This window comes from Kaistella pullorum (assembly GCF_014837035.1).
In the GTDB taxonomy this organism is placed as follows: domain Bacteria; phylum Bacteroidota; class Bacteroidia; order Flavobacteriales; family Weeksellaceae; genus Kaistella; species Kaistella rhinocerotis.
In genome coordinates this window covers 231,548-254,559 of record NZ_JACSPS010000001.1, presented here as the reverse complement: position 1 = coordinate 254,559, position 23,012 = coordinate 231,548, and the positions used below count along the sequence as shown (strand labels likewise).

Here is a 23,012-nt window from a genome sequence, read left to right as displayed (position 1 = left end):
CTAAACAAAAAAAAATGTCAAATAAAAATAAAACAAGTAATTTCAGTAAAATTACTATCGGTCTTGCTTCACCGGAATCCATCCTTCAGGATTCGCGCGGTGAGGTTTTAAAGCCCGAAACCATTAACTACAGAACCCACAAACCGGAACGTGACGGCTTGTTCTGCGAGAAAATCTTCGGTCCTGTGAAGGATTACGAATGTGCTTGCGGTAAATACAAGAGAATCCGATACAAAGGAATCGTTTGCGACCGTTGTGGTGTAGAAGTTACCGAGAAAAAAGTACGTAGAGAGCGTATCGGCCACATCGGCCTGGTAGTTCCTGTGGCTCATATCTGGTATTTCCGTTCTTTGCCGAACAAAATCGGTTATCTTTTGGGTCTTCCATCCAAGAAACTGGACATGATCATCTATTACGAAAGATATGTCGTGATTCAGGCCGGTATTGCCAAAAAAGCCGACGGTTCTGATTTTGAGGACAAAGAATTCCTTACTGAGGAAGAGTATCTTGATATTATGGATACGCTTCCGGCAGAAAACCAATATCTTGATGATTCTGACCCGAATAAATTCGTTGCCAAAATGGGTGCCGAAGCGGTAGAAGAATTATTGAGAAGAATTGATCTTGATACGTTGTCTTTTGACCTTCGTCACAAAGCACACAATGAATCTTCAAAACAAAGAAGAACTGAGGCACTAAAAAGACTGAATGTTGTTGAAGCCATCCGTGGTGCCAACACCAGGATGATCAACCGTCCGGAATGGATGATTATGCGTGTTCTTCCGGTTATCCCACCAGAATTGAGACCATTGGTTCCATTGGATGGAGGTAGATTCGCGACATCGGATCTTAATGACCTTTACAGAAGAGTAATCATCAGAAACAACCGTCTTAAGAGACTTTTAGAGATTAAAGCTCCGGAAGTAATCCTTAGAAACGAGAAGCGTATGCTTCAGGAATCTGTAGATTCACTATTCGATAATACAAGAAAATCATCAGCTGTAAAATCTGAATCGAACAGACCATTGAAATCACTTTCAGATTCATTGAAAGGTAAGCAGGGTCGTTTCCGTCAGAACTTACTGGGTAAGCGTGTGGATTATTCAGCGCGTTCGGTAATTGTTGTAGGTCCAAACCTTCAGCTTCACGAATGTGGTATCCCTAAAGATATGGCTGCCGAGCTTTACAAACCGTTTATCATCAGAAAACTGATTGAAAGAGGAATTGTAAAGACCGTAAAATCTGCAAAAAGAATCATCGACAGAAAAGAACCTGTTGTTTATGACATCCTGGAAGGCGTAATGAAAGGCCACCCGGTTCTTCTGAACAGGGCACCTACACTTCACCGACTGGGTATCCAGGCGTTCCAGCCAAAAATGATCGAAGGAAAAGCTATTCAGCTTCACCCATTGGTTACCACGGCATTCAACGCGGATTTCGATGGTGACCAGATGGCGGTACACTTACCTTTAGGCCCAGAGGCTATTCTTGAAGCTCAACTATTGATGTTAGGTTCTCAGAATATCCTTAACCCTGCGAACGGTTCCCCAATTACCGTACCTTCTCAGGACATGGTATTGGGTCTGTATTTTATGACTAAGCAGCTTGATTCTACAGATACTATGAAAGTGAAAGGTGAAGGTCTTGCCTTCTATTCACCGGAAGAAGTAGAAATTGCTTATGCAGAAGGACAGGTTTCCCTCAATGCGAAAATAAGATGTAGAGTACCGGTAAAAGAAGAGGGCGAAATTGTTGTTAAACTTACCGAAACTACTGTAGGAAGAGTATTGTTTAACCAGATTGTACCTAAAAAATCAGGATATGTAAATGAGCTGCTTACCAAAAAATCGTTGAGAAACGTTATTGGTAGAGTATTGGCAGATACAGATTTCCCTACGACAGTGAAGTTCCTTGATGATATGAAAGACTTAGGTTATTCAAATGCATTCAAAGGAGGACTTTCATTTAGTTTGGGAGATATCGTAATTCCGGCTGAAAAGAAAACCATGATCGCACAGGCGGTTGAGAACGTAGACGAAATCAAGGCCAACTATAACATGGGTCTTATTACCGATACAGAACGTTATAACCAGGTAATTGACGTTTGGACCAACACCAACGCGGGACTGACTGAAATGATCATGAGCAGAATGAAAACCGACCAGGGTGGGTTCAATTCTGTTTATATGATGCTTGATTCCGGTGCGAGGGGTTCCAAAGAACAGATCCGTCAGCTTTCAGGGATGCGTGGATTGATGGCGAAGCCACAAAAAGCGGGTTCTACAGGCGCGGAAATTATTGAAAACCCGATTGTAGCAAACTTTAAGGAAGGTCTTTCGATCCTTGAGTACTTTATCTCCACCCACGGTGCACGTAAAGGTCTTGCGGATACCGCTCTTAAGACGGCCGATGCTGGTTATTTGACCAGAAGATTGGTAGACGTTGCACAGGATGTCATCATTACAGAAGACGATTGTGGAACATTAAGAGGTACCGAAATTTCTCCGTTAAAGAAAAACGACGAAATCGTAGAGCGACTTGCCGAAAGAATCTTAGGTAGAGTTTCCCTGCACAATGTATACGATCCGGAAACTGACGAAGTTCTGGTAAATGCAGATGAACTCATCAATGAGGCACTGGCCAGAAAAATCGAAGGTGCAGGAATTGAAGTGGTAGAAGTTCGTTCACCATTGACGTGTGAGACCAAGAAAGGTATTTGCGCGAAATGTTACGGACGAAACCTTGCGACAGGTAAACCTATCCACATGGGTGAAGCTGTTGGGGTGATCGCCGCACAGTCTATTGGTGAACCGGGAACGCAGCTTACGCTGAGAACCTTCCATCAGGGTGGTACCGCGGGTAACATTTCAGAAAACCCATCGATCGTTGCAAGACGTGACGGTATCGTGGAAATGGATGAAGTGAGAACCGTAACCTCCGAAAACGACGAAGGCAAAAAAGCTGAAATCCTTGTTTCACGTTCTACGGAATTCCGTTTGGTTGCAGACAATGCAGCACGTACACCGCTTATGGTGGCTAACGTACCTTATGGTTCAGAGCTATTGGTAAAACCGGGTGATAAAGTGAAAAAAGGCGACACCATTGCGAAATGGGATCCGTATAACGCGGTAATCATTGCTGAATCTGCCGGTAAAGTAGAGTATGAAGACATCATCCAGGGTATTTCATTCGCACTGGAGATAGATGAGCAGACAGGTTTCGAGGAGAAAGTAATTTCAGAATCAAGAAACAAGAAAGCTGTACCTACACTTAGAGTAGTAGATTCTAAAGGTGTTGAGCAGAAATCATACAACCTTCCGGTTGGTGCCCACTTGATGGTAAACGATGGTGAAAAGATTAAGGCGGGTAAAGTCCTGATCAAGATCCCTCGTAAATCTGCAAAATCCGGGGATATCACGGGTGGTCTTCCGAGAGTTACCGAACTTTTCGAAGCACGTAACCCTTCAAACCCAGCTGTAGTAACAGAAATCGACGGTGTAGTTTCTTACGGAAAAATCAAGCGTGGTAACCGCGAATTGATCGTAGAAGCGAAAACTGGAGAAATCTCTAAATATTTAGTGAAACTTTCAAACCAAATCCTCGTTCAGGAAAACGACTTCGTAACAGCTGGTTCGCCGCTGTCTGACGGATCTATCACACCGGACGATATCCTGAAAATCAAAGGCCCAACAGCCGTTCAGGAATATTTGGTGAATGAGATTCAGGAAGTTTACCGTCTTCAGGGGGTAAAAATTGATGACAAGCACTTCGAAATCATCGTAAGACAGATGATGACGAAAGTATCTATCGTTGATGGTGGTGACACCCAGTTCCTTGAAGGTGCTCTGGAGCATAAATTCGATTTCCTTGAAGAAAACAACAGGGTATTTGGTCTAAAAGTAGTGACGGAAGCCGGAGATTCAAAAGCATTCTTGCCAGGCCAGATGATCACTGCCAGAGAACTGAGAGACGAAAACTCCAAACTGAAGCGTGAGGACCTTGCACTTGTAGAAGTGCGCGATGCCCTTCCTGCAACGGCGACACCTGTTTTACAGGGTATCACCAGAGCGGCGCTCCAAACCAAATCGTTCATGTCGGCAGCTTCCTTCCAGGAGACTACGAAAGTATTGAACGAGGCGGCAGTTTCCGGAAAAGTAGATTACCTGACCGGTCTGAAAGAAAACGTAATTGTAGGACACAGAATCCCTGCAGGTACAGGTCTTAAAGACTATCAGAACATCATCGTGGGTTCTAAGAAAGAATTCGAAGATATCAACTAAGTAATTTTGAATTGTAGATTATGGATTTTAAATTTTAATCCATAATCTATCATTCATAATCCAAAATTCATAATTCATAATTAAAAAAAAACATGGACAACAACCAAAACCAAAATCAGGATCCAAACAACATCAACATCAACCTGAACGAAATGATCGCTGCGGGAGTTTATTGCAACCTTGCGTTGGTAAACCACTCACCTTCAGAATTCGTAGTAGATTTCATCCAGCTTATGCCGGGTGTACAGCAGGCTAACGTGCGTTCTAGAGTGATCCTGGCGCCGCTTCACGCAAAGAGAGTTCTTTCTGCATTGCAGCAAAACGTAGCTAACTACGAGCAGCAGTTCGGCGAAATCAAAGAAGTAGAGCCTTTCGTAGTAGGACAGAACAATAACGTTCAGGCGTAAGTCCAAACGGTTTATTACAGTAATCCCGGTTCAGTAATGAACCGGGTTTTTTTATGCGTCATTATGAGGAGCGACCGCGGGGAGCGACGAAGCAGTCCGTTGTATCACTTCCCGCTCTTCCTTCGGTTATCGTTTTTGCATAGCATCATCAGGTTATCTTCTACCGTCAGGCCGCCGTCTTTCCACGGGATGATGTGGTCACCTTCCATTTCCTCAAACTCGTAATGCTTTTGGCAGACCGGACAAATGCCTTCCTGCTGCTGATACTTTTTGCGCTTGGTTTTCACATCGAAAGTTCTTAGATCCAGGTAGCGCCAGTCGCCGGTGAGGACATATTTGTAGATTCCTTTTTCGCTCTTCACCTCGTCGTCTTCTACCAGTTCGGCAATCTGTTTTTCGATGAGGTCGGTATCAAGCACTGCATCTTTGTAAGTATCGTACAGCGCGCCCCAGTCGATTCCTTTCATGCTGCTGCGGTAGTTCTTGTAGGTGTTTTTCTGCCACGTGATGATGGCTTCGAAATATTGCTTCAGCGCGTTGGCGTTCGCGTCATGTTGGTGGTCGCCCATGTATTTTTCGATATTGCCTTTAGAGATCCAGGTGAGGATGGTTTCCAGATAGTCCTGTCTTTTGGCTGAACCCGAAAGAAGGTTATGACCGCGGTTGAAGGCCGGCCCGTTGGGTTTGCTGAAGTATTTCTTCGCGTCGCTCAGCCACGGACCTGCGTAGGAGGCGTTGCGGAGTTCCTGCTTCGTAAGCACCGCACCGGCAATGTTGATGGTTTCAAACCATTCCAGCTTTTCGCTTGGCGTGCCTTCGCAGATGTAGATGAGGAGTTTATAATCGAGGATTTTCTGCTGCTCATCATCCTGAAGATTTTCATACGCCAGCATATTTCCGCGAACCTTTACCGAATAATCATTAGCCACATACTGGCAGATGGAAATGGTACGCTGCTGCCCGTCGATGATTTCATAATGGGTTGCTGAGCCTGCCGAAGCATCGCGCACCGCCCAGTACATCACGTTCAGCGGATGGCCTTTCATCACGGTATCTATTACCATGGCGCGCTGCTTATCATCGTACACAAACTCGCGCTGAAAGGGCGGCCTCACATCCAGCTTGCCGCCATAGGCGGTTACGCCGTCATCGCCTTTGTCGTCGTAACCTGCCGTCAGTTCACGGATCGTAATCTCATGTAATTTTATTTCCATCTATTGTAGTTTTGAGTATTATATTTTCTTTGCTTTTTTCAGTTTAAATTGTACGCTTCTTTTGCACGTCCATTTGTCATGCTGAAAGCATCTCTGCGTATTTGTCTCTAAAAGTATAACTTAAAGTGCTCATTTAAAAAATCCAGATTAGGATTTACATTGCGAATTAATTCAAGTTTTAGCGATCTTCGAAGACTTTTAATTTCTTTTTCACGAGCAATTGCTTCTTGTATCCATGTGAATTTCTCGTAGTAAATTAGAAAGTGACATTTATATTTTGAAGTAAAACTCTTAGCATTCATATTTGAAGAATGTTGAAATAACCTAAGAGACAAATTATTTGTTACTCCCGTGTACAATACCGTTCTATTCTTATTCGTCAGAATGTAAACATAATAGGTATGCCAGCCGTTATCTCGTTCCATCTTATAAAAGTATTAAATGGTAAATACAATTTTTTTTTCGTTTTGAATGATAACCGTAACTTCCAATTGTTCTTCTTTTTCTTTTTTACATCCTTTTGTCATGCTGAAAGCATCTCTGCATTGAGATCCCTACGGGATGACAAATGTCCGGTTGTCTTGCGGGCTTTTGTCCTGCTGAAAGCATCTCTGCGGTTTATTTCCATCTATTGTAGTTTTTTGTTTTTAATTAAGAGTCTGGAATACATTCTTTTTCCATTCAAATAAGGTCTATCAAATTTTCCTGTATAACCATCAACTTTAACAAAATCTAATAGGCCTTCCTTTACATTGTAGTCGGAACCTACTATCTCAAACTGATCGGGATTGTATTTATCTAAAAAAGTAATCGGGTACGCCCATTATTCCCTCATAATCTCCCGGTATTTCGGCGACTTTATTTACATTAATGGCGTCATAATTATCAAATTTTGGATATTCTTCTGACGAATACCGTTTATATAAATCTAACTCCTCGTGTCGTTTGGAATGATCTAAATTCGTAAACCAACAAGTATTTCCTAAACTTCTCCAATTATTACCTTTATCATCACGCCAACTGCGAGTATCACGCATCTCGTATTCATCAGGAACTATAAAAGACATATCGCCAGCTTTATGCCCGAGCCAAATTTTATTTTCTTTAAAAAGTGAAAAAATTTCTTTCGTTGTAATACTGTTTTGCGTCCCTACAATAATAAACTTCTTATCGTATTCAATAAGCTGCGCCACGTATTCCCTGAACAACGAAAACGGTGGGTTGGTCACCACTATATCTGCCTGCTTCAGCAGCTCAATACGTTCTGCCGACCGGAAATCACCGTCGCTTTCAAGCTCGATGATGCCAATCTCTTCTGCATTGGGTGTTTTATCACCATTCTTATCCCCATTGTATTCCAGCATCACGGCTTTTTCGTTCTCGTGTTTGCTGAAAAGATCCATATCCTGATTCTTGTAGCAGGTGGTAATGAGTTTCTTTAAACCCAGAGATTCAAACCGATGGCTGAAATAATGGAAGAAGTTGGAGACGCGCGGATCGTCGCAGTTGCAGAAAACGGTTTTGCCTTTGAAGTGGTCTTTGTAGTGTTACAGTTCGTTCTCTATGTCTGCCAGCTGGGTATAGAAATATCTTTTTTGGCATTCTTGGCCTGATGAAGATTTTTATTGAGAGATTTTGCCATAGCGTAAATATAAATATTTGTCCTGCAGCTGCCAAATGCACTTCATCCATGCATTGATGAGGTTCTAAACCCTAAAAACCGGGTCCTGAACCCGGCCGTTCCGGTTCTGAACCCCAAACTTCCGGTCCCGAACCGCAAGCTTCCGGTCCGGAACCCCAAAAATGCGGTCGGGAACCCCGCGGTTGCGGTTCAGGACCCCAAAATACCAGTCGGGAACCGCAGGTGTAATTTCAGAAAATAAAAAAACCTGCGCAGGCGCAGGTCCGTAGTGCAATTTGTTTTTTAAGCTTCCGTCTCGCCCTCTGGCGGCGTACCCTTACCGGATCGGCGGCTGAAAAATTGTTTCAGTTCTGTCATCTTGGTTTCGTAGCCGGGTGCCTGCGAGCCTGCTTTGTAGCTCGTGTATGCATAATCTTCCAGAGTGGTTTGATAATTATCATAGTCGTGCAGTATTTTGGCGTTTTTCACCCGTTCCTGCAGTGCGCCCAAGCGGTTACTCAGGCTTTCGAGTAACAGCCGACTTTAATAATCGCTCTCGAACTCTTCCCAGTCAACATCGGGCACAGATAAGGTGGGTGCATCGCGGCGATAATCCCAAACTTTGTTCACAAGAAGCTTATTTTGCTCATTCACACTCCCGTAGGTTTGCCGCTCCTGCGGGGTGAGTGTAACATCAGTGTGGCAAGCGCTGTTTCCAGGGCGGTCATCGCACTTTTATCTCGGTAATCTGCGCTTCGGTGAGGTGCGCATTGTTTAGGTTGTTGATAGGCATAATTTGTGTTTTTATTTCTATTAAAATTAATATTTTTTCGAATACAAAAATCCCGATTCTCACGAACCGGGATTATTTTATCTTCAAAGCTGAAACTGAAATTAAAAAAAAGGCCTTTAAAACCGAGCTTTAAAATCTCACCTCTCATATCTCAGCATCTCAAATCTACCATCACAGCTGCACCATCTCCGTCACCTCCACATCATAGCCGCCAACAAGCGGTTTTTGGTTCACATTCTGCGTAATCACGCGGAATTTGGTGATGCCAAGATTCTTCAGGATCTGCGTTCCGATGCCGTAATCATGGTAATTTGAGGCTAACGTCGGGCGGTTTTCCTGCCCATCCTGGAAATCGAGGAATTGCTGAAGTTTTCTCAGCGTGTTTTCGGCATTTGAGACATTATTAATGAAAATCAAAGCGCCTTTGCCTTCCTCATTGATCATTTTGGTTACTTTTTCCAGCAGAGGTTTCTCCCCGGCCGTAAGCCTGTTCAGCACGTCGAAATAGGAGTTGGAAGCCTGCACACGCACCAACACCGGCTCGTCTACGACCCAGGAACCTTTGGTCAGCGCAAAATGGATCTGGTCTGTACTCGTTTCCTTGAACGCGAAAAAATCGAAATCACCATAGTGTGTTTTCACTTTCCGCTCTTCGATTCTTTCAATCAGGTCGCCTTTTTTAAGCTGATAATGGATCAGATCTTCAATTGAGATGATCTTCAGGTCGTGTTTTTTTGCCAGCTCCATCAGTTCTGGAAGCCTTGCCATCGAGCCGTCTTCATTCATGATCTCGCAGATCACGCCACCTTCTTTCAGGCCGGCAAGTTTTGTCAGATCTATCGCGGCTTCGGTGTGGCCGGCTCTTTTCAAAACGCCGCCTTTCTTTGCGCGGAGCGGGAAAATGTGTCCCGGACGCATAAAATCGGTAGGTTTTGTATTTTCGTCCATCAGCGCCAGAATTGTTTTGCTGCGGTCGCTCGCCGAGATTCCGGTAGAAACGCCGTCGCCCAGCAGGTCTACAGATACCGTAAAAGCAGTTTCTTTCGGATCGCTGCTGCGTGTTACCATAATATCGAGACCGAGTTCGTCGCAGCGTTTTTCGGGCAGCGGCGTACAGATCAAACCTCTTCCGTACAGCGTCATGAAATTGATGATTTCCGGCGTCGTAAGTTCGGCTGCAGACAGGAAATCACCTTCGTTTTCGCGGTTTTCGTCATCAACTACGATGATGATTTTTCCGTCCTTCAGGTCCTGTATCGCTTCAGGAATCGTATTAAGTTGTATATCTGGCATGTTGCTATTTTTCGGTGCTGCAAAGATACTTAGATTTAAATATTCACCAATCTTTATTTGGGCGTCTTCATCCGTCTTCCGCTCCCGCTTTTTTGCTCCGCTTCGCGTCACAAAAAGAGCTCCGCTCAAGCCGGGACGCGGGATTTTTGCTCCTTTCGAAACTGTTTTCTAATCCCAACACCGTTTATACAAACAAAACATCTGTGGCATTTCTGATGATTTCATAAGATTTCAGCCTCGCCGCATGATCATAGATTGCCGAGGTCACCATGATTTCATCTACTTTAAATTGCTTTTGGAAATCAGCGAACTGCTTTTTCACCGATTCTTCACTTCCGATGAAACTGTAGCGCAGCATATTCATTACGTGGGCTTTTTCCATCGCATTCCAAACCGAGTCTATGTCCTCTACAGGCGGTGAATACGGTTTTCTGTCGTTACGGATGATGTTGATGAACATCTGGTAGAGCGTACCCGAAAGCCACCGTGCTTCCTCATCGGTTTCGGCTGCAATGCCGTTGACACACGCGATGATGTAAGGTTTGGGGAATTCTTCGCTCGGTTTATAGTTTTCGCGGTAAATCTCGAAGGCGCTTTCCATCATCTGCGGTGCAAAATGTCCGGCAAAAGCATAGGGAAGCCCCATTTCTGCCGCGAGCCACGCGCTGTCGGTACTTGATCCGAGGATGTAAATCGGGATATCGCAACCTTCACCGGGAATAGCCCGCACCGCGCTGTTGGCATTTTCCACCGAAAAATACTGCTGAAGTTCGAGGATTTGTCTCGGGAACTGTTCATTGATGATCATTGGGTTTCTGCCAAGTGCTTTCGCGGTAAGACCGTCGGTGCCCGGCGCGCGGCCTACACCAAGGTCTATCCTTTTCGGGAAGAGACTTTCAAGCGTACCGAACTGTTCCGCGATCACGAGTGAACTGTGGTTCGGCAACATCACGCCACCGGAGCCTACACGAATTGTTTTGGTTCCGTTCGCAATGAAACCAATAAGAACCGAAGTTGCAGAACTGGCGATGCTGGCCATGTTGTGATGTTCGGCCAGCCAAAAGCGTTTGTAGCCGAGTTTTTCTACATGCCGCGCGAGATCGAGACTGTCATTGAAGGTGTCGTGTATTGTTTTATCTTGTTTTACTGGAGCTAAATCCAGTACAGATAGATCGAATCTTTTCATAATATTGTTTTAAGACGAATACAAAAATACGGAGATTAGAAAGGTTTGCAGAATCATTGCGATATTTAAAACTAATGACCATGATATAACCGGCTTATTAAAAGTAAAACAAAGCAAAATCTGTGTGTGGAGATTTCCAAATAATTCCTATATTTGCAAACCAAAATGGTTCTTTGGCCGAGTGGCTAGGCAATGGTCTGCAACACCATCTACAGCGGTTCGAATCCGCTAGGAACCTCAAGTAAAAGCAAATTTCTGATCTTCAGTAATTTGCTTTTTTGTTTTATAACATTTTCACAGTTTTAACGTTCTCTTAACATGTGGTTGGTTCCGTTTTGGTGTAACCCGTCCTAAGTAAACGAAAATCTTTAGTTATGAAAAATATAATCACCGCAGGTTTTATGTCCGTTGTTCTGCTGACAGCCTGTACAAAAGATAATACAGTGGCCGAAAAATCACTGGAGCAGCAAAAGATGGAATTTCAGGCTCGTCAGCTTGAGATAGAAAAGCAAAAATTAGCCATTGAAAAAGAGAAAATGGCTTATGAAACCCAGAAAAAAGCAGACAGTATTGAAGAAGAAAGAAAAGCGAAAGCTGCTGTAGCTGCTGCGCGCCCGCAGGTAATCCGCGAAACCAAAACAGTTTACGTAGATAACACACCGCGATATTCTTCAAGTGCAGGTTCAAGCGCCGGATCTAGCGCTGGTACTACACAAACAACCGCCCAAAGACAGGGGATGAGCAAAGCCGCTAAAGGTACAATCATCGGTACTGTGGGTGGAGCAGCGGCCGGAGCGCTGATTAATAAGAAAAACCGTGCGGCTGGTGCTGTAGTAGGTGGTATTATCGGTGGTGCGACAGGATATACCATCGGTAGAGCAGGTGACCGTAAAGACGGTCGGGTACAGCCACGAAACTAATTTCTTATCAAATATAGTTGCAAAGATTGCTTATTTTTAAGCAATCTTTTTTTATGCTGTATCTCCTGATTTCACTTCTGATTTTATTACCGGTATTCTCGGGATTCGGTGCAGCAGTGAACAGGTATATACACACTACCGTTACAGGAGTCGCAGCAAATGTATTAACCGGCATGCTGGGCCTGACGGTTACATTTACACTTTTGGCATTCTTTATTCCATTAAGTGTTTGGGTTGAAGTTTTCACGGTAATCATCGGCTTTTCGTTATTTTTATATCTAAAGGTTTACCGCGATATTATACTTTTTTTTAAAGTCCAAAACTTTTGGTTTTATCTTTTCAGCGTTTTAATTCTTTTTGCCGGAAGCGGTTTCCCATTCATTCTCGATCATTTCGGCTATTATGTTCCAACCTCAAAATGGCTCGCAGAAGTTGGCCTAGTCCGCGGAATTGCAAATTTGGATTTAGTGCTTGGTCAAATGTCTTTCTGGCACATCCTTCAGGCCGGATTTTCTCGTTTTACCGACCCGTTTATGCGGCTGAATTCGATAATGGCAATGGCTTACCTGATGTATGTTTTCGAAAAAAAAGCGTGGTCTCACCTGATTCTGTTTCCGGTTTTATTACTGTTTGTGCAGTCGCCGTCGCCGGATCTTCCGGCGGTGGTGCTTTCACTCGTAGTTTTGAACGAAATATTAAGTAAAAACAAGAGCCACGGCTGGCTCTTCACAGTTTCGGTGTTTGCGTTCGCCATCAAACCGACGTTAATATGGCTTCCTGTTTTTTCGCTGCTTTACATCGTTTCGGATTCCAGAAGAAATTTCAAAACCTTCTTTGGCGGCGCTGCGATAGGCTTACTGTTTATCGTAAAAAATTGCTGGACATTTGGTTTCCCGGTATTTCCGGTGCAGGCTTTCGATTTTGGATTCAGCTGGAAACCGCACCCTGATATCCTGCAGATCTCATCTGAAACTGCTTACCGAAAAACATTCGACATGCAGTTTTCGGTGGCTGAAATAAAAGGATTTACACTTACCCAACTGATGGCTGAATGGCTTTCATTGCCTTTTCCAAAAGGTCTCATCAATATCCTGTTTATTTTAGGATTGCTGATATTCCTGCTGTTCTGTGTTTTACAGAAACAGAAGGTTTACTGGCTGCTTTTCCTTTCTATTATCATTAAAACAGTTCTCGTACTGGCCTTTTCGGCGCAATACCGTTTTTTCCTCGAAGTCTTTTTTGTGCTGGCCGTCGTGTTTTTTTATAAAAAGGCAAATAATTCGCAGGTCTTTATTTTTAGTACAGCGCTTTCATTGATTATATTATTAATGATTTCCTTTCCCAAAACCTTACAAAAAACCCTGCCTAATTTCCGTAGTGGTACTTTCATGACTGGTCTTTCCGTAAAACAATTGATAAAACCTGCCACTTTTAAACTTGAAAGATTCCAAACGCATCAAATCGGAAACCTTAAGTTCAATATTGTAGAAGCTTATTTCTACAGTTTTGATACGCCTTTACCGGCGATCACACCTTATGCGATAAAAAAATATGATGAGGCCGGAATCTTTCCTCAACTGAAAGGGAAGACACTCAGCGAAGGTTTTGTATGGAAAAAACTTTCGAAAACGGACCAAAGGAAACTGAAGCAAATCATACAGAAAATGAACCTTGAAAAATATGGCCGGTGATCATGATTTTGTCTTCAGTCTCAATTTAAAACCAATCTTCTGCAACTGCGGAATGACCGTTGTTTGCCCACCCAAATTCATTAACTTTGTACTATGTTCACACTCGGTAATTTTCTTACGCTGTCCACCTTTGGTGAAAGTCATGGTTTAGCTTACGGCGGCATTATCACCAATTTTCCTGCGGGACTTGAGGTGGATTTTGAAAAGGTGCAGTACCAGCTTGACCGCCGGAAACCCGGTCAGTCGTCAATCGTCACACAGCGGAAGGAAAGTGACACTGTTGTTTTTCAGTCGGGAATTTTCGACGGGAAAACCACAGGTACGCCAATTGGTTTTATCATTAAAAATGAAAATCAAAAATCTCGGGATTACAGCCATATTGCCGATGCTTACAGGCCCAGCCATGCAGACTTTACCTACGACCAAAAGTTCGGCCTGCGCGATTACCGCGGCGGTGGCAAATCTTCGGCGCGTGAAACCGTGAATTGGGTGGCTGCCGGTGCTCTGGCGCGGCAAGTTCTGCCCGCGGATGTTGAAATAAGCGCATATGTTTCTTCTGTTGGTGAAATTTTCTGTGAAAAACCTTATCAGGATCTCGATTTGTCTAAAACTGACGAAAGTGATGTACGCTGTCCGGATCCGGCGACTGCGGAAAAAATGATTGCAAAAATCAAAGAGATAAAAAAAGAAGGCAACACGATTGGAGGAACCATTATGTGTGTGATTAAAAATCTGCCGGCGGGAATCGGTGAACCGGTGTTTGGCAAGTTACAGGCCGAACTCGCCAAAGCAATGCTTAATATCAATGCCGCAAAAGGCTTTGAATACGGCAGTGGTTTCTGCGGCGCAAAGATGACCGGAAAAGAACACAACGACCTTTTCAATAGTGATTTCAGTACCAAGACCAATTTGTCCGGCGGTATTCAGGGCGGTATATCAAACGGGATGGATGTATATTTCCGGGTCGCTTTCAAGCCGGTTGCTACTCTGTTGAGACCGCAGGAAAGTGTAGACCGTGACGGAAATATGGTTACTGTGGAAGGAAAAGGTCGTCACGATGCGTGCGTATTGCCGCGTGCGGTGCCCATCGTGGAAAATCTGGCCGCCTTTGTCCTCGCGGACCTTTATTTGATCAATAAACTTAGAAGACTTTAAAACAATATTATTTTAAAAAAGAATAAAATTATGGCTGATGATACTTTCAGTATTCAGCAATACTGGCAAACCGCACTGTCGTTCGAGGAATACATGGATGTGGCACAACGCCGCGTTACAGAAACGCCCAGTACGGACGATTATTTCCAATATTACGAACTCGGTTTACACCGCATGGAGCGCACGATGAAAACTTTTAAGTTGGATGAAGAGCTGCTCGAAAGTTTGAAAGCAAAAAATTTTAAAGGAAAGATCCTGATCATTTCCGAGCCCTGGTGTGGCGATGCAAGTGCCACTGTGCCTGCTGTTGCGCTGTTTTTCGAAGCAGCTGGCGTGGAGGTCCGTGTCTTCCTGCGAGATTCTGACACTACATTGATTGACCAGTTTCTGACGAACGGCACCCGATCAATTCCGAAAATTTTGGTGTTGGATGAATTCCTTGACGTAAAAGACACCTGGGGACCGCGTACGCAGTACGGAAATGAGCTACTCGCAAAATTCAAAGCAGACGAAAAGTCGTACCCGCGGGAAGAATTTTATAATGACCTGCAGGTTTACTATGCAAAAAACCGCGGTCAGGACGCCATTAATGAAATTTTAAAACTTGTTTAAATGACATTTTTAAGAAAGAATATTTTCTACATGATCGCGCTGGCCTTTGTCGCGGTGCTTTACCTTTTTCCATCGGTAAAACTGAAGATCAAAGACCTGTTTTTTCCGGTGGCAGCTATTGAAAATGCCGTGACACTGCAGGATGAGGATTATGATGTTCAGCTGAAAGGTCTTAATGTACCGAGCACAAACCTGAAGAACCTGAAAGGTGACAAACTGGTTTTCCTTAATTTTTGGGGTACGTGGTGCCCGCCTTGCCGAGAAGAATGGCCTACGATCGAGAAGCTTTATCAGTCACGAAAAGGCGAGGTAGATTTTGTGCTGATCGCGATGCAGGATAAAGAAGAGGATGTACTGAACTTCATGAAAGACAAAGGCTATACGGCGCCGGTTTACATCGCGCAAAGCCCGGTGTCAAAAAATATTTTACCAAAAGCATTTCCCACCACATTTTTGCTTGATAAAAATGGCAGGATACTGCTTAAAGAAGATGCGTCCAAGGATTGGAACAGTAAATCTGTGCACGAATTCATCGACAGTTTTACAAAGTAATTTAACATAATTTAGTAAAACGCGGTACAGAAGTTGCGATTATTTTCGGGTTTAAATATTAACACGAACGAATGAAACTATCAAAAATTGCTTTGGCAAAAGAGGCCTTCAGACACAAAGGCTTTATCGCTAAAATTCCTGTAATCATCCGGATGGTAAAATCTGTGATGTCGAAAAATGGTTACAAACCAAGTTATAAGAACGTCATATTGCCGGGGCTTGTTTTGGTTTACCTTATTTCGCCAATTGACGTCCTGCCAGACTGGATTCCTCTAATCGGCGTGATGGATGACCTCGCGCTATTGGCTTTCGCCATACCGATGCTGATCCGTGAAGCGGAGAAATTTGTGGCCTGGGAAACGGAGACTAAGGCGGGAAATAATATTTCCGACGCGGAGATTATTAGTTAAAATCACATTTAATAAAGAGAATGCACCTGTTTCCAGGTGCATTTTTTATTTTAAAACGTTTAGAAAGCGACGCGGCTATAGCATGTGGAAATTTTTGGTGAAATTTGCACCGTGAAAAATCTTATTTCCATCGTCGGAACCACCGGAATCGGCAAAACGGCGCTCGCCATCGAACTTGCCAAATTTTACGGGACCGAAATTGTATCCTGCGATTCGCGGCAGTTTTTCCGCGAGATGAAAATCGGTACGGCCCGTCCTTCTGGCGTGGAGTTGGCTTCCGTTCCCCATCATTTCATCGCGAATCTTTCCGTGCAGGATTATTATTCGGTCGGGCAGTTTGAAAAAGATGCGCTGGCGAAAATCGAAGATTTATTTACCAGGCACGATGTAGTCATATTGGTTGGTGGCAGCATGATGTATGAAAAAGCCGTAATTGAAGGATTGAACGACTTGCCCGAATCCAATCCCTCAAACCAGCAAAAACTTGAAAAAATATTTGCAGAAGAAGGCGTAGAAAAACTTCAGCAAATCCTGGTAGAGCTGGATCCGGTGTATTTTGAAATCGTGGACCGCAGCAATCCGCGGCGTCTTTTTCGGGCAATCGATATCATTTGGCAAACCGGAAAATCTTATACTGAAAATATAGCTGCTCACCTTCACAAACGTCCTTTCAGCGTTACGCGAATCGGCATTTCAGCACGGCGCGAGATCATTTACGAACGCATAAACCAACGCGTTGACGCAATGCTGGAGCAAGGCCTAGAAGAAGAAGTCCGTAATTTGATTCCTTTCAAAGACCTTGTTGCACTGCAGACGGTAGGCTACACCGAACTGTTTAAGTTTTTCGACGGAACCTGGGATTTTGATACCGCAGTGGAAGAAATCAAGAAAAACTCGCGTCGTTTTGCGAAGCGTCAGCTCACGTGGTATCGCAAGGAAACCAATATCCATTGGCTTGATTACCGCAAAGCCGTGGCAGAATCATTATCTTTGTTAAAGAATTTAAATATTTAAATAAAATGGCACAGACACCTTCAAATATGCTCGCGCTCGGAACGAAAGCGCCTTTTTTTGAACTCCCGAATCCTTCACACAGCAGCGAAATTCAGTCGCTCGAAGAACTGAAAGGCGAAAAGGGAACATTGGTGATTTTCATGTGTAATCACTGTCCGTTCGTGCTTCATGTGATCGATAAACTTGCTGAGCTTTACGAAGATTATCAGGACAAAGGCATCGAGTTTATCGCAATCAACGCGAATGATGTAGAAAAATATCCGGACGATTCGCCGGAAAAAATGATTGAGTTTCAGCTTGACAAAAAGTTTGATTTTCCATATCTGTTTGATGAGAGCCAGGCTGTGGCGAAAGCATACAACGCTGCCTGCACGCCGGATTTCTATTTTTTCGACGAAAAACTGGATCTGATTTACCGCGGCCAGATGGATGACTCACGTCCGGGCAACAACAAAGAAATTACCGGTGAAGATCTGATTATCGCTTTTGAAAACCTTCTTGCCGGTGCGCCGCAGGAGGAAATTCAGCGGCCAAGCATCGGTTGCGGAATCAAATGGAAGTAGAGGCTTTTTAAAGAGCCAGGTAAAAAGTAAAAAGAGCAAAGTAAGCGCTATAATTGCAGGATTTTGCTCTTTTGTTTTACTCAAAAATTGACTACTTGGCTCCTTTTACTTTTTACTTTTCTCTTACTTTAAGAAAGGATTATACTGTTTTTCGAAGCCAACGGTTGTAGGATTTCCGTGGCCATTATAAATTTTAGTCTCATCGTCCATCGTGAAGAGTTTCGTGCGGATACTGTCTAAAAGTTGCGCATGATCCCCTTTGTAAAGATCGGTGCGGCCGATGCTGCCTTCAAATAATACATCGCCGCAAACCGCGAATTTTTGGGATTTTGAGTAATAAGCCACGCTTCCCGGTGAATGACCCGGAACATGCAGAACCTGGAGATCGTCTTCATCGAGACTTACGGTGTCGTTTTCATTAAGATATTTGATTTCGCCTTCAAAAGGTTTTAAGAAAAACCCAAACTGTTGTGCGCTCATTGGGTTCCGTTCGAGAACTTCAAAGTCAAGTTCGTGCATCAAAACCGGAACTTTATACTTGTCAAACACCCACTGCAGGCCCAGAACGTGATCAATATGCGCGTGTGTAAGCAGGATATTCTTAATTTGAAGCTTGTTTTCGGCGATGAATTTTTCAAGTGATTCGGTCTCAACCTCACTGAAATTTCCGGGATCGACCAGAAAGGCGTTTTGCCTGTCATTAAACACAACATAGGTGTTTTCAGAAAATGGGTTGAACGCAAATGATTTTATATGCAGCATCATATTTAGGTTTAAATGTCGTCAAAAATACAGATTTTAAAACCTTATCACATTTGGCTTTACAACAAACTGCGTGATATTCCGTTATCTTTAGACGTATGAAACTGAAATTTTTACTCTTTTTACTTTTTAATATCACCTTATTTGCGCAGGATATCCGCAGTGTACAGCTGTTCAATCCGCAGACAAACGATGAGACGCCTGTCATCGGTTTTGATGAGGTTCTGATTCTCCGTTTCGATGACCTTTCGAATTCAAGTAATATCTACCGCTATACCATCCGCCATCTGGACCGGAACTGGAATGAAGACGGACTTTTTTTCACGGAATTTGCCACCGGCAGCCTGAACGGCATGATAGACGATTTTAAATATTCATTCAACACGCTGCAGCCGTACACGCATTACACGCTGACGTTTCCGAATGATAAGATCCGACCGAAGATTTCCGGAAATTTCGAGATGATCGTTTACAAAGATTCACCGTCCAAACCATTATTCACCAGAAGGTTTTCGATGATGGAAGACGGCGCGATCGTCGGTGTAAATTTAAGCCGAACCACGGACGCCAGGCGTCCCGGCGTCAACCAGCGTGTGGAAGTGCAGGCGCTCGGCAACAGTTCGGCGCTGATGCAGAACACTAATTCGGTAAGCCTGAATGTGGTGCAAAATAATAACTGGAACGTCGCGCTGTACGGTCTGCGGCCGAGTTCCACATTAGGAAACCGGTTGCTTTTTCAGCAGATGGACCTCGCTTTTCCGGGGAATAACGAGTTTTATTATTTTGACAACAAGAACATGAGTTACGCTTTCGATATGGTGGCGGGTGCCGAAACCGTGGAAAACGTGAATTATACCTATCTTCATCCTGTATGGGCTTTTCCGGGCAATTACCAGTTCCAGCCCGATGTGAACGGCGCTTTCTATTTTCGCCGCAATGATTTGGGCCTTGAGCGTGATCCCGATCGCGAAGCCGATTATTCCTGGGTTTATTTTGCGCTTGATTCGCACAAAACCGACAAAGAAATCTATGTGATGGGCGCTTTCAACAATTTTCAGGCGTCACCCGAAAACTTGATGTACTACGACGAAAACGCAAAAAAATACCTCGCAAAAATCTATCTTAAGCAAGGTTTTTATAATTACATTTTAGCCACAAAAAATGATGATGGCAGCCTGAATTTTGGTGAGATCAACGGAAATTTCTGGCAAACCGAAAACCTTTATCAGGCGTATCTCTATTACAAACCTTTTGGCAGCAACTACGACGGACTGTTGGGTTACGGCGAGTTTCGAACGCCGGTAAGGTAATTTTTTCAGGAGCTTTTTCCCGCTATCCGCTGTATCCCCTCGCCGCCTTACCAGGCGACGAGGGGGATGCCGCTTCTATCGGGGCTAGGGACCCCGCACCGGAAGAAGGTCTATTTAAACAAAATAAAAATCGTTCAGCTTTTCTTCGCAAAGCGTTTTTACCACTTTAATCCAGCGGTCTTCATCATTCAGACATGGGATGTAATGAAAGTTTTCGCCGCCCGCATGCAGGAACTCATCACGGCCTTCCACCGAGATTTCTTCAAGCGTTTCCAGGCAGTCAGACACAAAAGCAGGACACACAATTGCCAGATTTTTCACACCTTTTTTCGGTAATGCATCCAGCGTCTCATCAGTGTAAGGTTCCATCCATTTATCCTTTCCAAGCCGCGACTGAAAAGAAACAACCGTCTTTTCGCGCGGAATGTTCAGCTTTTCAGTGACAAGTTCGGTCGTTTTATAACACTGGTGTCTATAGCAAAACTGATGACTCGGGTTTTCGGCTCTTGAGCAGCAGTCGTTCAGGTTGCAGGTGTTGGTTGGGTCAGTTTTATAGATATGCCGCTCCGGCACACCGTGGTAGGAGAACTGCAGGGCATCGTAATTTTCAGGAAGTTTTTCGCGGATGCTTTCAGCCAGACAGTCGATATAGATATCTCGGTTGTAGAAAGGCTGCACGTAGCTGATTCTGACATTTGGGAAATGTTTTTTACGCACCTCTTCAGCTTTATCCACCACAGTTTCAGTTGTACTCATCGCATATTGCGGATACAATGGAAAGAGAACGATCTCCGTAACACCTTTTTCTGTAAGGCTGCGTATCCCACTTTCAATACTCGGTTCGGAGTAACGCATCCCTATTTCCACCGGAATATCTACAAGCTTTTGCAGCTTTTGCTGAATTTGCTTGGTAATGACAATTAGCGGAGAGCCTTCGTCGGTCCAGACAGTTTTATAAGCCTCTGCAGATTTCGCCGGACGCGTTCTCAAAATAATGCCCTGAACAAGCAGCGAACGGAAAAACCAGCGGTAATCGATCACTTTTTCGTCCATCAGAAACTCGTCGAGGTACTCCTTCACATCTTCAACACGCGTAGATTTCGGCGAACCGAGATTGACTAATAAAATTCCTTTCATATTTTTTTGAAATAAGTAATTGGCTGTCCAATAAGCACGGCATATGTTCAAACCAATTGCTGATATATTTATCCGTTTACCGCTTCCACGTGGTCTATAAGTTCGGGCACAAACTGCTTCAAAAGGTTTTCGATACCGCCTTTTAATGTCGCCGTAGAACTCGGACAGCCAGAACATGCGCCCTGCAGTAACATTCTCGCAGTTTTTGAGGTTTCATCGTACTCGATAAGTGAAATTTTGCCGCCGTCACCTGCTACTGCCGGCGCCACGTATTCGTCAAGAATATCCGAAATTTTCTGTTCGGTTTCGGTGTATTCGCGGTTAATGATATTTTCGGCAGGTTTCTCGTGTTTTTGTGCGGCAATGTTCGAGATTTTACCGCCTTCCTGCAAATAATTAGCGATGAAATCACGCACTTCAATCATCACCTCATGCCATTCAACAGACACATTTTTGGTAATCGCGACAAAGTTTTCAGAGATAAAGACTTCTTTTACAAAACCGAACTTAGCAAACAACGCGGCAGCAAGCGGAACATCTCCCGAATCTTCGAGCGATTTCACTTCCACAAAACCATCGATCAGCCTGTTGCTCGAAACGAATTTCATTACCATCGGGTTTGGTGTCATTTCACTGAAAATCTGGTGTGAATCCGCCATTTTCTGACGGTAGATGCGTGGATTTTCGTGAAGGGTTTCCTGCAGGATGTTTTTAAGGCTTTCGGCTACATGTTCCCATTCTACGCCGTCCTGTTTTGCCACGGCAATGAAGTTGGCGGTGATGAAAATCCGTTCCACGAAAGGATATTTGAAAAGTTCCTGAGCCAAAGGTATTTCCGAAATGTCAGAATCGCGGTCAAGCTCCACGGAACCGGGCAGCAAGGTATAATCTGCGACGAATTTCAGCACTTTCGGGTTTTCGGTAGGTTCTATAAGGATAGGTCTCATATTATTCATTAAATTTGAATGGCAAAAATACGGATTACAAAATTGGCAATCCGCTTTTATACTTCGATTTTATAAATACCGGTCATCCCCAAAAACCATCATTAAAACAGACAGCGCATGGCAATTATTAAGACACTTTTAGATAAAACTCCGCAAATTGGTGAAGGTACTTTTCTGGCTGAAACGGCCACGGTGATTGGTGATGTGACTATGGGCCGCGAGTGCAGCGTCTGGTACAACGCCGTGATCCGCGGTGACGTACATTTCATCACGCTTGGGAACAAGGTAAACGTGCAGGATAACGCGATGCTGCATTGTACATTTGAAAAGTTTCCGTTGATAATAGGGAATAACGTTTCGATCGGTCACAACGCCATCGTGCACGGCTGTACGATAAAAGACAACGTGTTGATCGGCATGGGCGCCATCGTGATGGACGACTGTACCGTAGAAAGTAACTCAATTGTCGGCGCAGGTTCCGTCGTTACGCAGGGCACGCACATCAAATCCGGTGAAGTTTGGGGTGGAATTCCGGCGCGGAAAATCAAAGATATCTCAGCGGAACTCCTCGAAGGTGAGGTGAACAGAATCGCCAACAACTATGTCAAATATTCCGGCTGGTACAAAGATTAATTACTGCACTTCGGCAACTTCACTGATCAGCACCGCCTTTCCGTCAACACATTTCATTCCGACGGGCGGCATCACCATTCGGCAGTCAGAGATCAGCTGATATTTCGTGTTAAATGTCGATTGCTTCCGGGTAAACAGATTGATCTTTTCTAAGATTTCCGTTTCCAGTGCGAGCGGATACGCAATATACGAACTCGGACCACCGCAGGGTTTAGCACCGATCGCTGCAAATTTCCATTCAGACGCGTCGCTGCAGGTTTTCGAAGTGGCGAATGTTTCAATTTCTTTGAGCATCAAACTCAGTTCTTCACGGTCCTGCTGCTGAATCAGATTATTGTCCGGTTTCAGCGAAATGTCCTTCGGCAGGTTTGCAGTGTCTGCATTTTGCCTCGATTTGCAGGCGGTAAAAGTAAGTGCGGAAGCTAAAATTAAGATGGCAGTCTTCGTCATGATGATATTTTTAAACCAAACCCTGCAAAAATATTACCTTTTCCTAAAATTAGGGTACTAAG

General features: G+C 44.0%; 23 protein-coding genes, 1 tRNA gene and 1 pseudogene. 14 read left to right on the top strand and 11 right to left on the bottom strand.

The features are described from left to right. Positions 1-14 precede the first annotated feature (14 nt). Complete coding sequence (gene rpoC / locus H9628_RS01195) at positions 15-4,280, top strand: DNA-directed RNA polymerase subunit beta' (RefSeq protein WP_251832291.1); 4,266 nt, start codon at positions 15-17, stop codon at positions 4,278-4,280. A 92-nt stretch (positions 4,281-4,372) separates the two neighbouring features. Beyond that, positions 4,373-4,687 carry a DUF3467 domain-containing protein gene (locus H9628_RS01190; protein ID WP_251832290.1) on the top strand — a complete coding sequence of 105 codons (315 nt, stop codon included), beginning with the start codon at positions 4,373-4,375 and terminating at the stop codon, positions 4,685-4,687. A 104-nt stretch (positions 4,688-4,791) separates the two neighbouring features. On the opposite strand, the gene H9628_RS01185 is transcribed toward H9628_RS01190, so the two are convergent. From H9628_RS01185 to H9628_RS01175, 4 genes and pseudogenes are all read right to left on the bottom strand, one after another. Next, entirely contained in the window at positions 4,792-5,901 is a 1,110-nt protein-coding gene (locus H9628_RS01185; RefSeq protein ID WP_251832289.1) for a GmrSD restriction endonuclease domain-containing protein, read from the bottom strand. Positions 5,902-6,008: 107 nt separating this feature from the next. After that, positions 6,009-6,326, bottom strand: a complete 318-nt coding sequence (locus tag H9628_RS01180) for a GIY-YIG nuclease family protein (RefSeq protein ID WP_251832288.1) — start codon at positions 6,324-6,326, stop codon at positions 6,009-6,011. Between the two features lie 203 nt (positions 6,327-6,529). After that, positions 6,530-6,673, bottom strand: coding sequence for a hypothetical protein (locus H9628_RS11965; protein WP_394368174.1), 144 nt, complete (start codon positions 6,671-6,673; stop codon positions 6,530-6,532). A gap of 22 nt (positions 6,674-6,695) precedes the next feature. Then, positions 6,696-7,388: pseudogene (locus tag H9628_RS01175) on the bottom strand (adenine-specific methyltransferase EcoRI family protein); the annotation flags it as partial. Here H9628_RS01175 and H9628_RS01170 point away from each other — a divergent pair. Beyond that, positions 7,374-7,514 (top strand): hypothetical protein, encoded by a 141-nt coding sequence (locus H9628_RS01170; RefSeq protein ID WP_251832287.1) that lies wholly within the window; start codon positions 7,374-7,376, stop codon positions 7,512-7,514. The pseudogene H9628_RS01175 and the gene H9628_RS01170 sit on opposite strands and share 15 nt — an antisense overlap. 311 nt (positions 7,515-7,825) lie before the next feature. Here the strand turns inward: H9628_RS01170 and H9628_RS01165 are convergent, their stop codons facing one another. The 3 genes from H9628_RS01165 to H9628_RS01155 form a co-directional block, all read right to left on the bottom strand. Continuing rightward, a complete protein-coding gene (locus H9628_RS01165; protein WP_251832286.1) occupies positions 7,826-8,032 on the bottom strand; it encodes a hypothetical protein in 207 nt (68 codons plus the stop codon). A gap of 454 nt (positions 8,033-8,486) precedes the next feature. After that, positions 8,487-9,608, bottom strand: a complete 1,122-nt coding sequence (ribB, locus tag H9628_RS01160; RefSeq protein WP_251832285.1) for a 3,4-dihydroxy-2-butanone-4-phosphate synthase — start codon at positions 9,606-9,608, stop codon at positions 8,487-8,489. Positions 9,609-9,792: 184 nt separating this feature from the next. Further along, entirely contained in the window at positions 9,793-10,794 is a 1,002-nt protein-coding gene (locus tag H9628_RS01155) for an LLM class flavin-dependent oxidoreductase (RefSeq protein ID WP_251832284.1), read from the bottom strand. Positions 10,795-10,961: 167 nt separating this feature from the next. Here H9628_RS01155 and H9628_RS01150 point away from each other — a divergent pair. The 9 genes from H9628_RS01150 (at position 10,962) to H9628_RS01110 (ending at position 17,711) form a co-directional block, all read left to right on the top strand. Continuing rightward, positions 10,962-11,032: transfer RNA gene (locus H9628_RS01150), tRNA-Cys, on the top strand. A gap of 136 nt (positions 11,033-11,168) precedes the next feature. Further along, on the top strand, positions 11,169-11,714 hold the full coding sequence (locus tag H9628_RS01145) for a YMGG-like glycine zipper-containing protein (protein ID WP_251832283.1): 546 nt from the start codon (positions 11,169-11,171) through the stop codon (positions 11,712-11,714). A 53-nt stretch (positions 11,715-11,767) separates the two neighbouring features. Then, the gene (locus tag H9628_RS01140) at positions 11,768-13,405 is read left to right on the top strand and encodes an LIC_10190 family membrane protein (protein ID WP_251832282.1); all 1,638 of its coding nucleotides are present in this window, start codon (positions 11,768-11,770) and stop codon (positions 13,403-13,405) included. 93 nt (positions 13,406-13,498) lie between these two features. After that, complete coding sequence (gene aroC / locus H9628_RS01135) at positions 13,499-14,560, top strand: chorismate synthase (RefSeq protein ID WP_251832281.1); 1,062 nt, start codon at positions 13,499-13,501, stop codon at positions 14,558-14,560. A gap of 51 nt (positions 14,561-14,611) precedes the next feature. Continuing rightward, on the top strand, positions 14,612-15,172 hold the full coding sequence (locus tag H9628_RS01130) for a thioredoxin family protein (protein WP_251832906.1): 561 nt from the start codon (positions 14,612-14,614) through the stop codon (positions 15,170-15,172). Next, positions 15,173-15,724 (top strand): TlpA family protein disulfide reductase, encoded by a 552-nt coding sequence (locus H9628_RS01125; protein ID WP_251832280.1) that lies wholly within the window; start codon positions 15,173-15,175, stop codon positions 15,722-15,724. Between the two features lie 71 nt (positions 15,725-15,795). After that, positions 15,796-16,134, top strand: a complete 339-nt coding sequence (locus H9628_RS01120; RefSeq protein ID WP_251832279.1) for a YkvA family protein — start codon at positions 15,796-15,798, stop codon at positions 16,132-16,134. A 111-nt stretch (positions 16,135-16,245) separates the two neighbouring features. Beyond that, positions 16,246-17,148 (top strand): tRNA (adenosine(37)-N6)-dimethylallyltransferase MiaA, encoded by a 903-nt coding sequence (gene miaA / locus H9628_RS01115; RefSeq protein ID WP_251832278.1) that lies wholly within the window; start codon positions 16,246-16,248, stop codon positions 17,146-17,148. 5 nt (positions 17,149-17,153) lie between these two features. Further along, a complete protein-coding gene (locus H9628_RS01110; RefSeq protein WP_251832277.1) occupies positions 17,154-17,711 on the top strand; it encodes a thioredoxin family protein in 558 nt (185 codons plus the stop codon). 123 nt (positions 17,712-17,834) lie between these two features. Here H9628_RS01110 and H9628_RS01105 read toward each other — a convergent pair whose 3' ends face one another. After that, entirely contained in the window at positions 17,835-18,473 is a 639-nt protein-coding gene (locus H9628_RS01105) for an MBL fold metallo-hydrolase (protein ID WP_251832905.1), read from the bottom strand. A 98-nt stretch (positions 18,474-18,571) separates the two neighbouring features. On the opposite strand from H9628_RS01105, the gene H9628_RS01100 reads away from it, so the two are divergent. Then, a complete protein-coding gene (locus tag H9628_RS01100) occupies positions 18,572-19,783 on the top strand; it encodes a type IX secretion system plug protein (RefSeq protein ID WP_251832276.1) in 1,212 nt (403 codons plus the stop codon). Between the two features lie 114 nt (positions 19,784-19,897). On the opposite strand, the gene hemH is transcribed toward H9628_RS01100, so the two are convergent. Both hemH and H9628_RS01090 read right to left on the bottom strand, forming a co-directional pair. Continuing rightward, positions 19,898-20,920, bottom strand: coding sequence for a ferrochelatase (hemH, locus tag H9628_RS01095; protein ID WP_251832275.1), 1,023 nt, complete (start codon positions 20,918-20,920; stop codon positions 19,898-19,900). A 68-nt stretch (positions 20,921-20,988) separates the two neighbouring features. Further along, positions 20,989-21,867, bottom strand: coding sequence for a NifU family protein (locus H9628_RS01090; protein WP_251832274.1), 879 nt, complete (start codon positions 21,865-21,867; stop codon positions 20,989-20,991). Between the two features lie 117 nt (positions 21,868-21,984). Between H9628_RS01090 and H9628_RS01085 the strand changes: the two genes are divergently transcribed. After that, positions 21,985-22,500 carry a gamma carbonic anhydrase family protein gene (locus tag H9628_RS01085; RefSeq protein WP_251832273.1) on the top strand — a complete coding sequence of 172 codons (516 nt, stop codon included), beginning with the start codon at positions 21,985-21,987 and terminating at the stop codon, positions 22,498-22,500. Here the strand turns inward: H9628_RS01085 and H9628_RS01080 are convergent, their stop codons facing one another. Continuing rightward, positions 22,501-22,950, bottom strand: a complete 450-nt coding sequence (locus tag H9628_RS01080; protein WP_251832272.1) for a hypothetical protein — start codon at positions 22,948-22,950, stop codon at positions 22,501-22,503. Between the last annotated feature and the right edge of the window lie 62 nt (positions 22,951-23,012).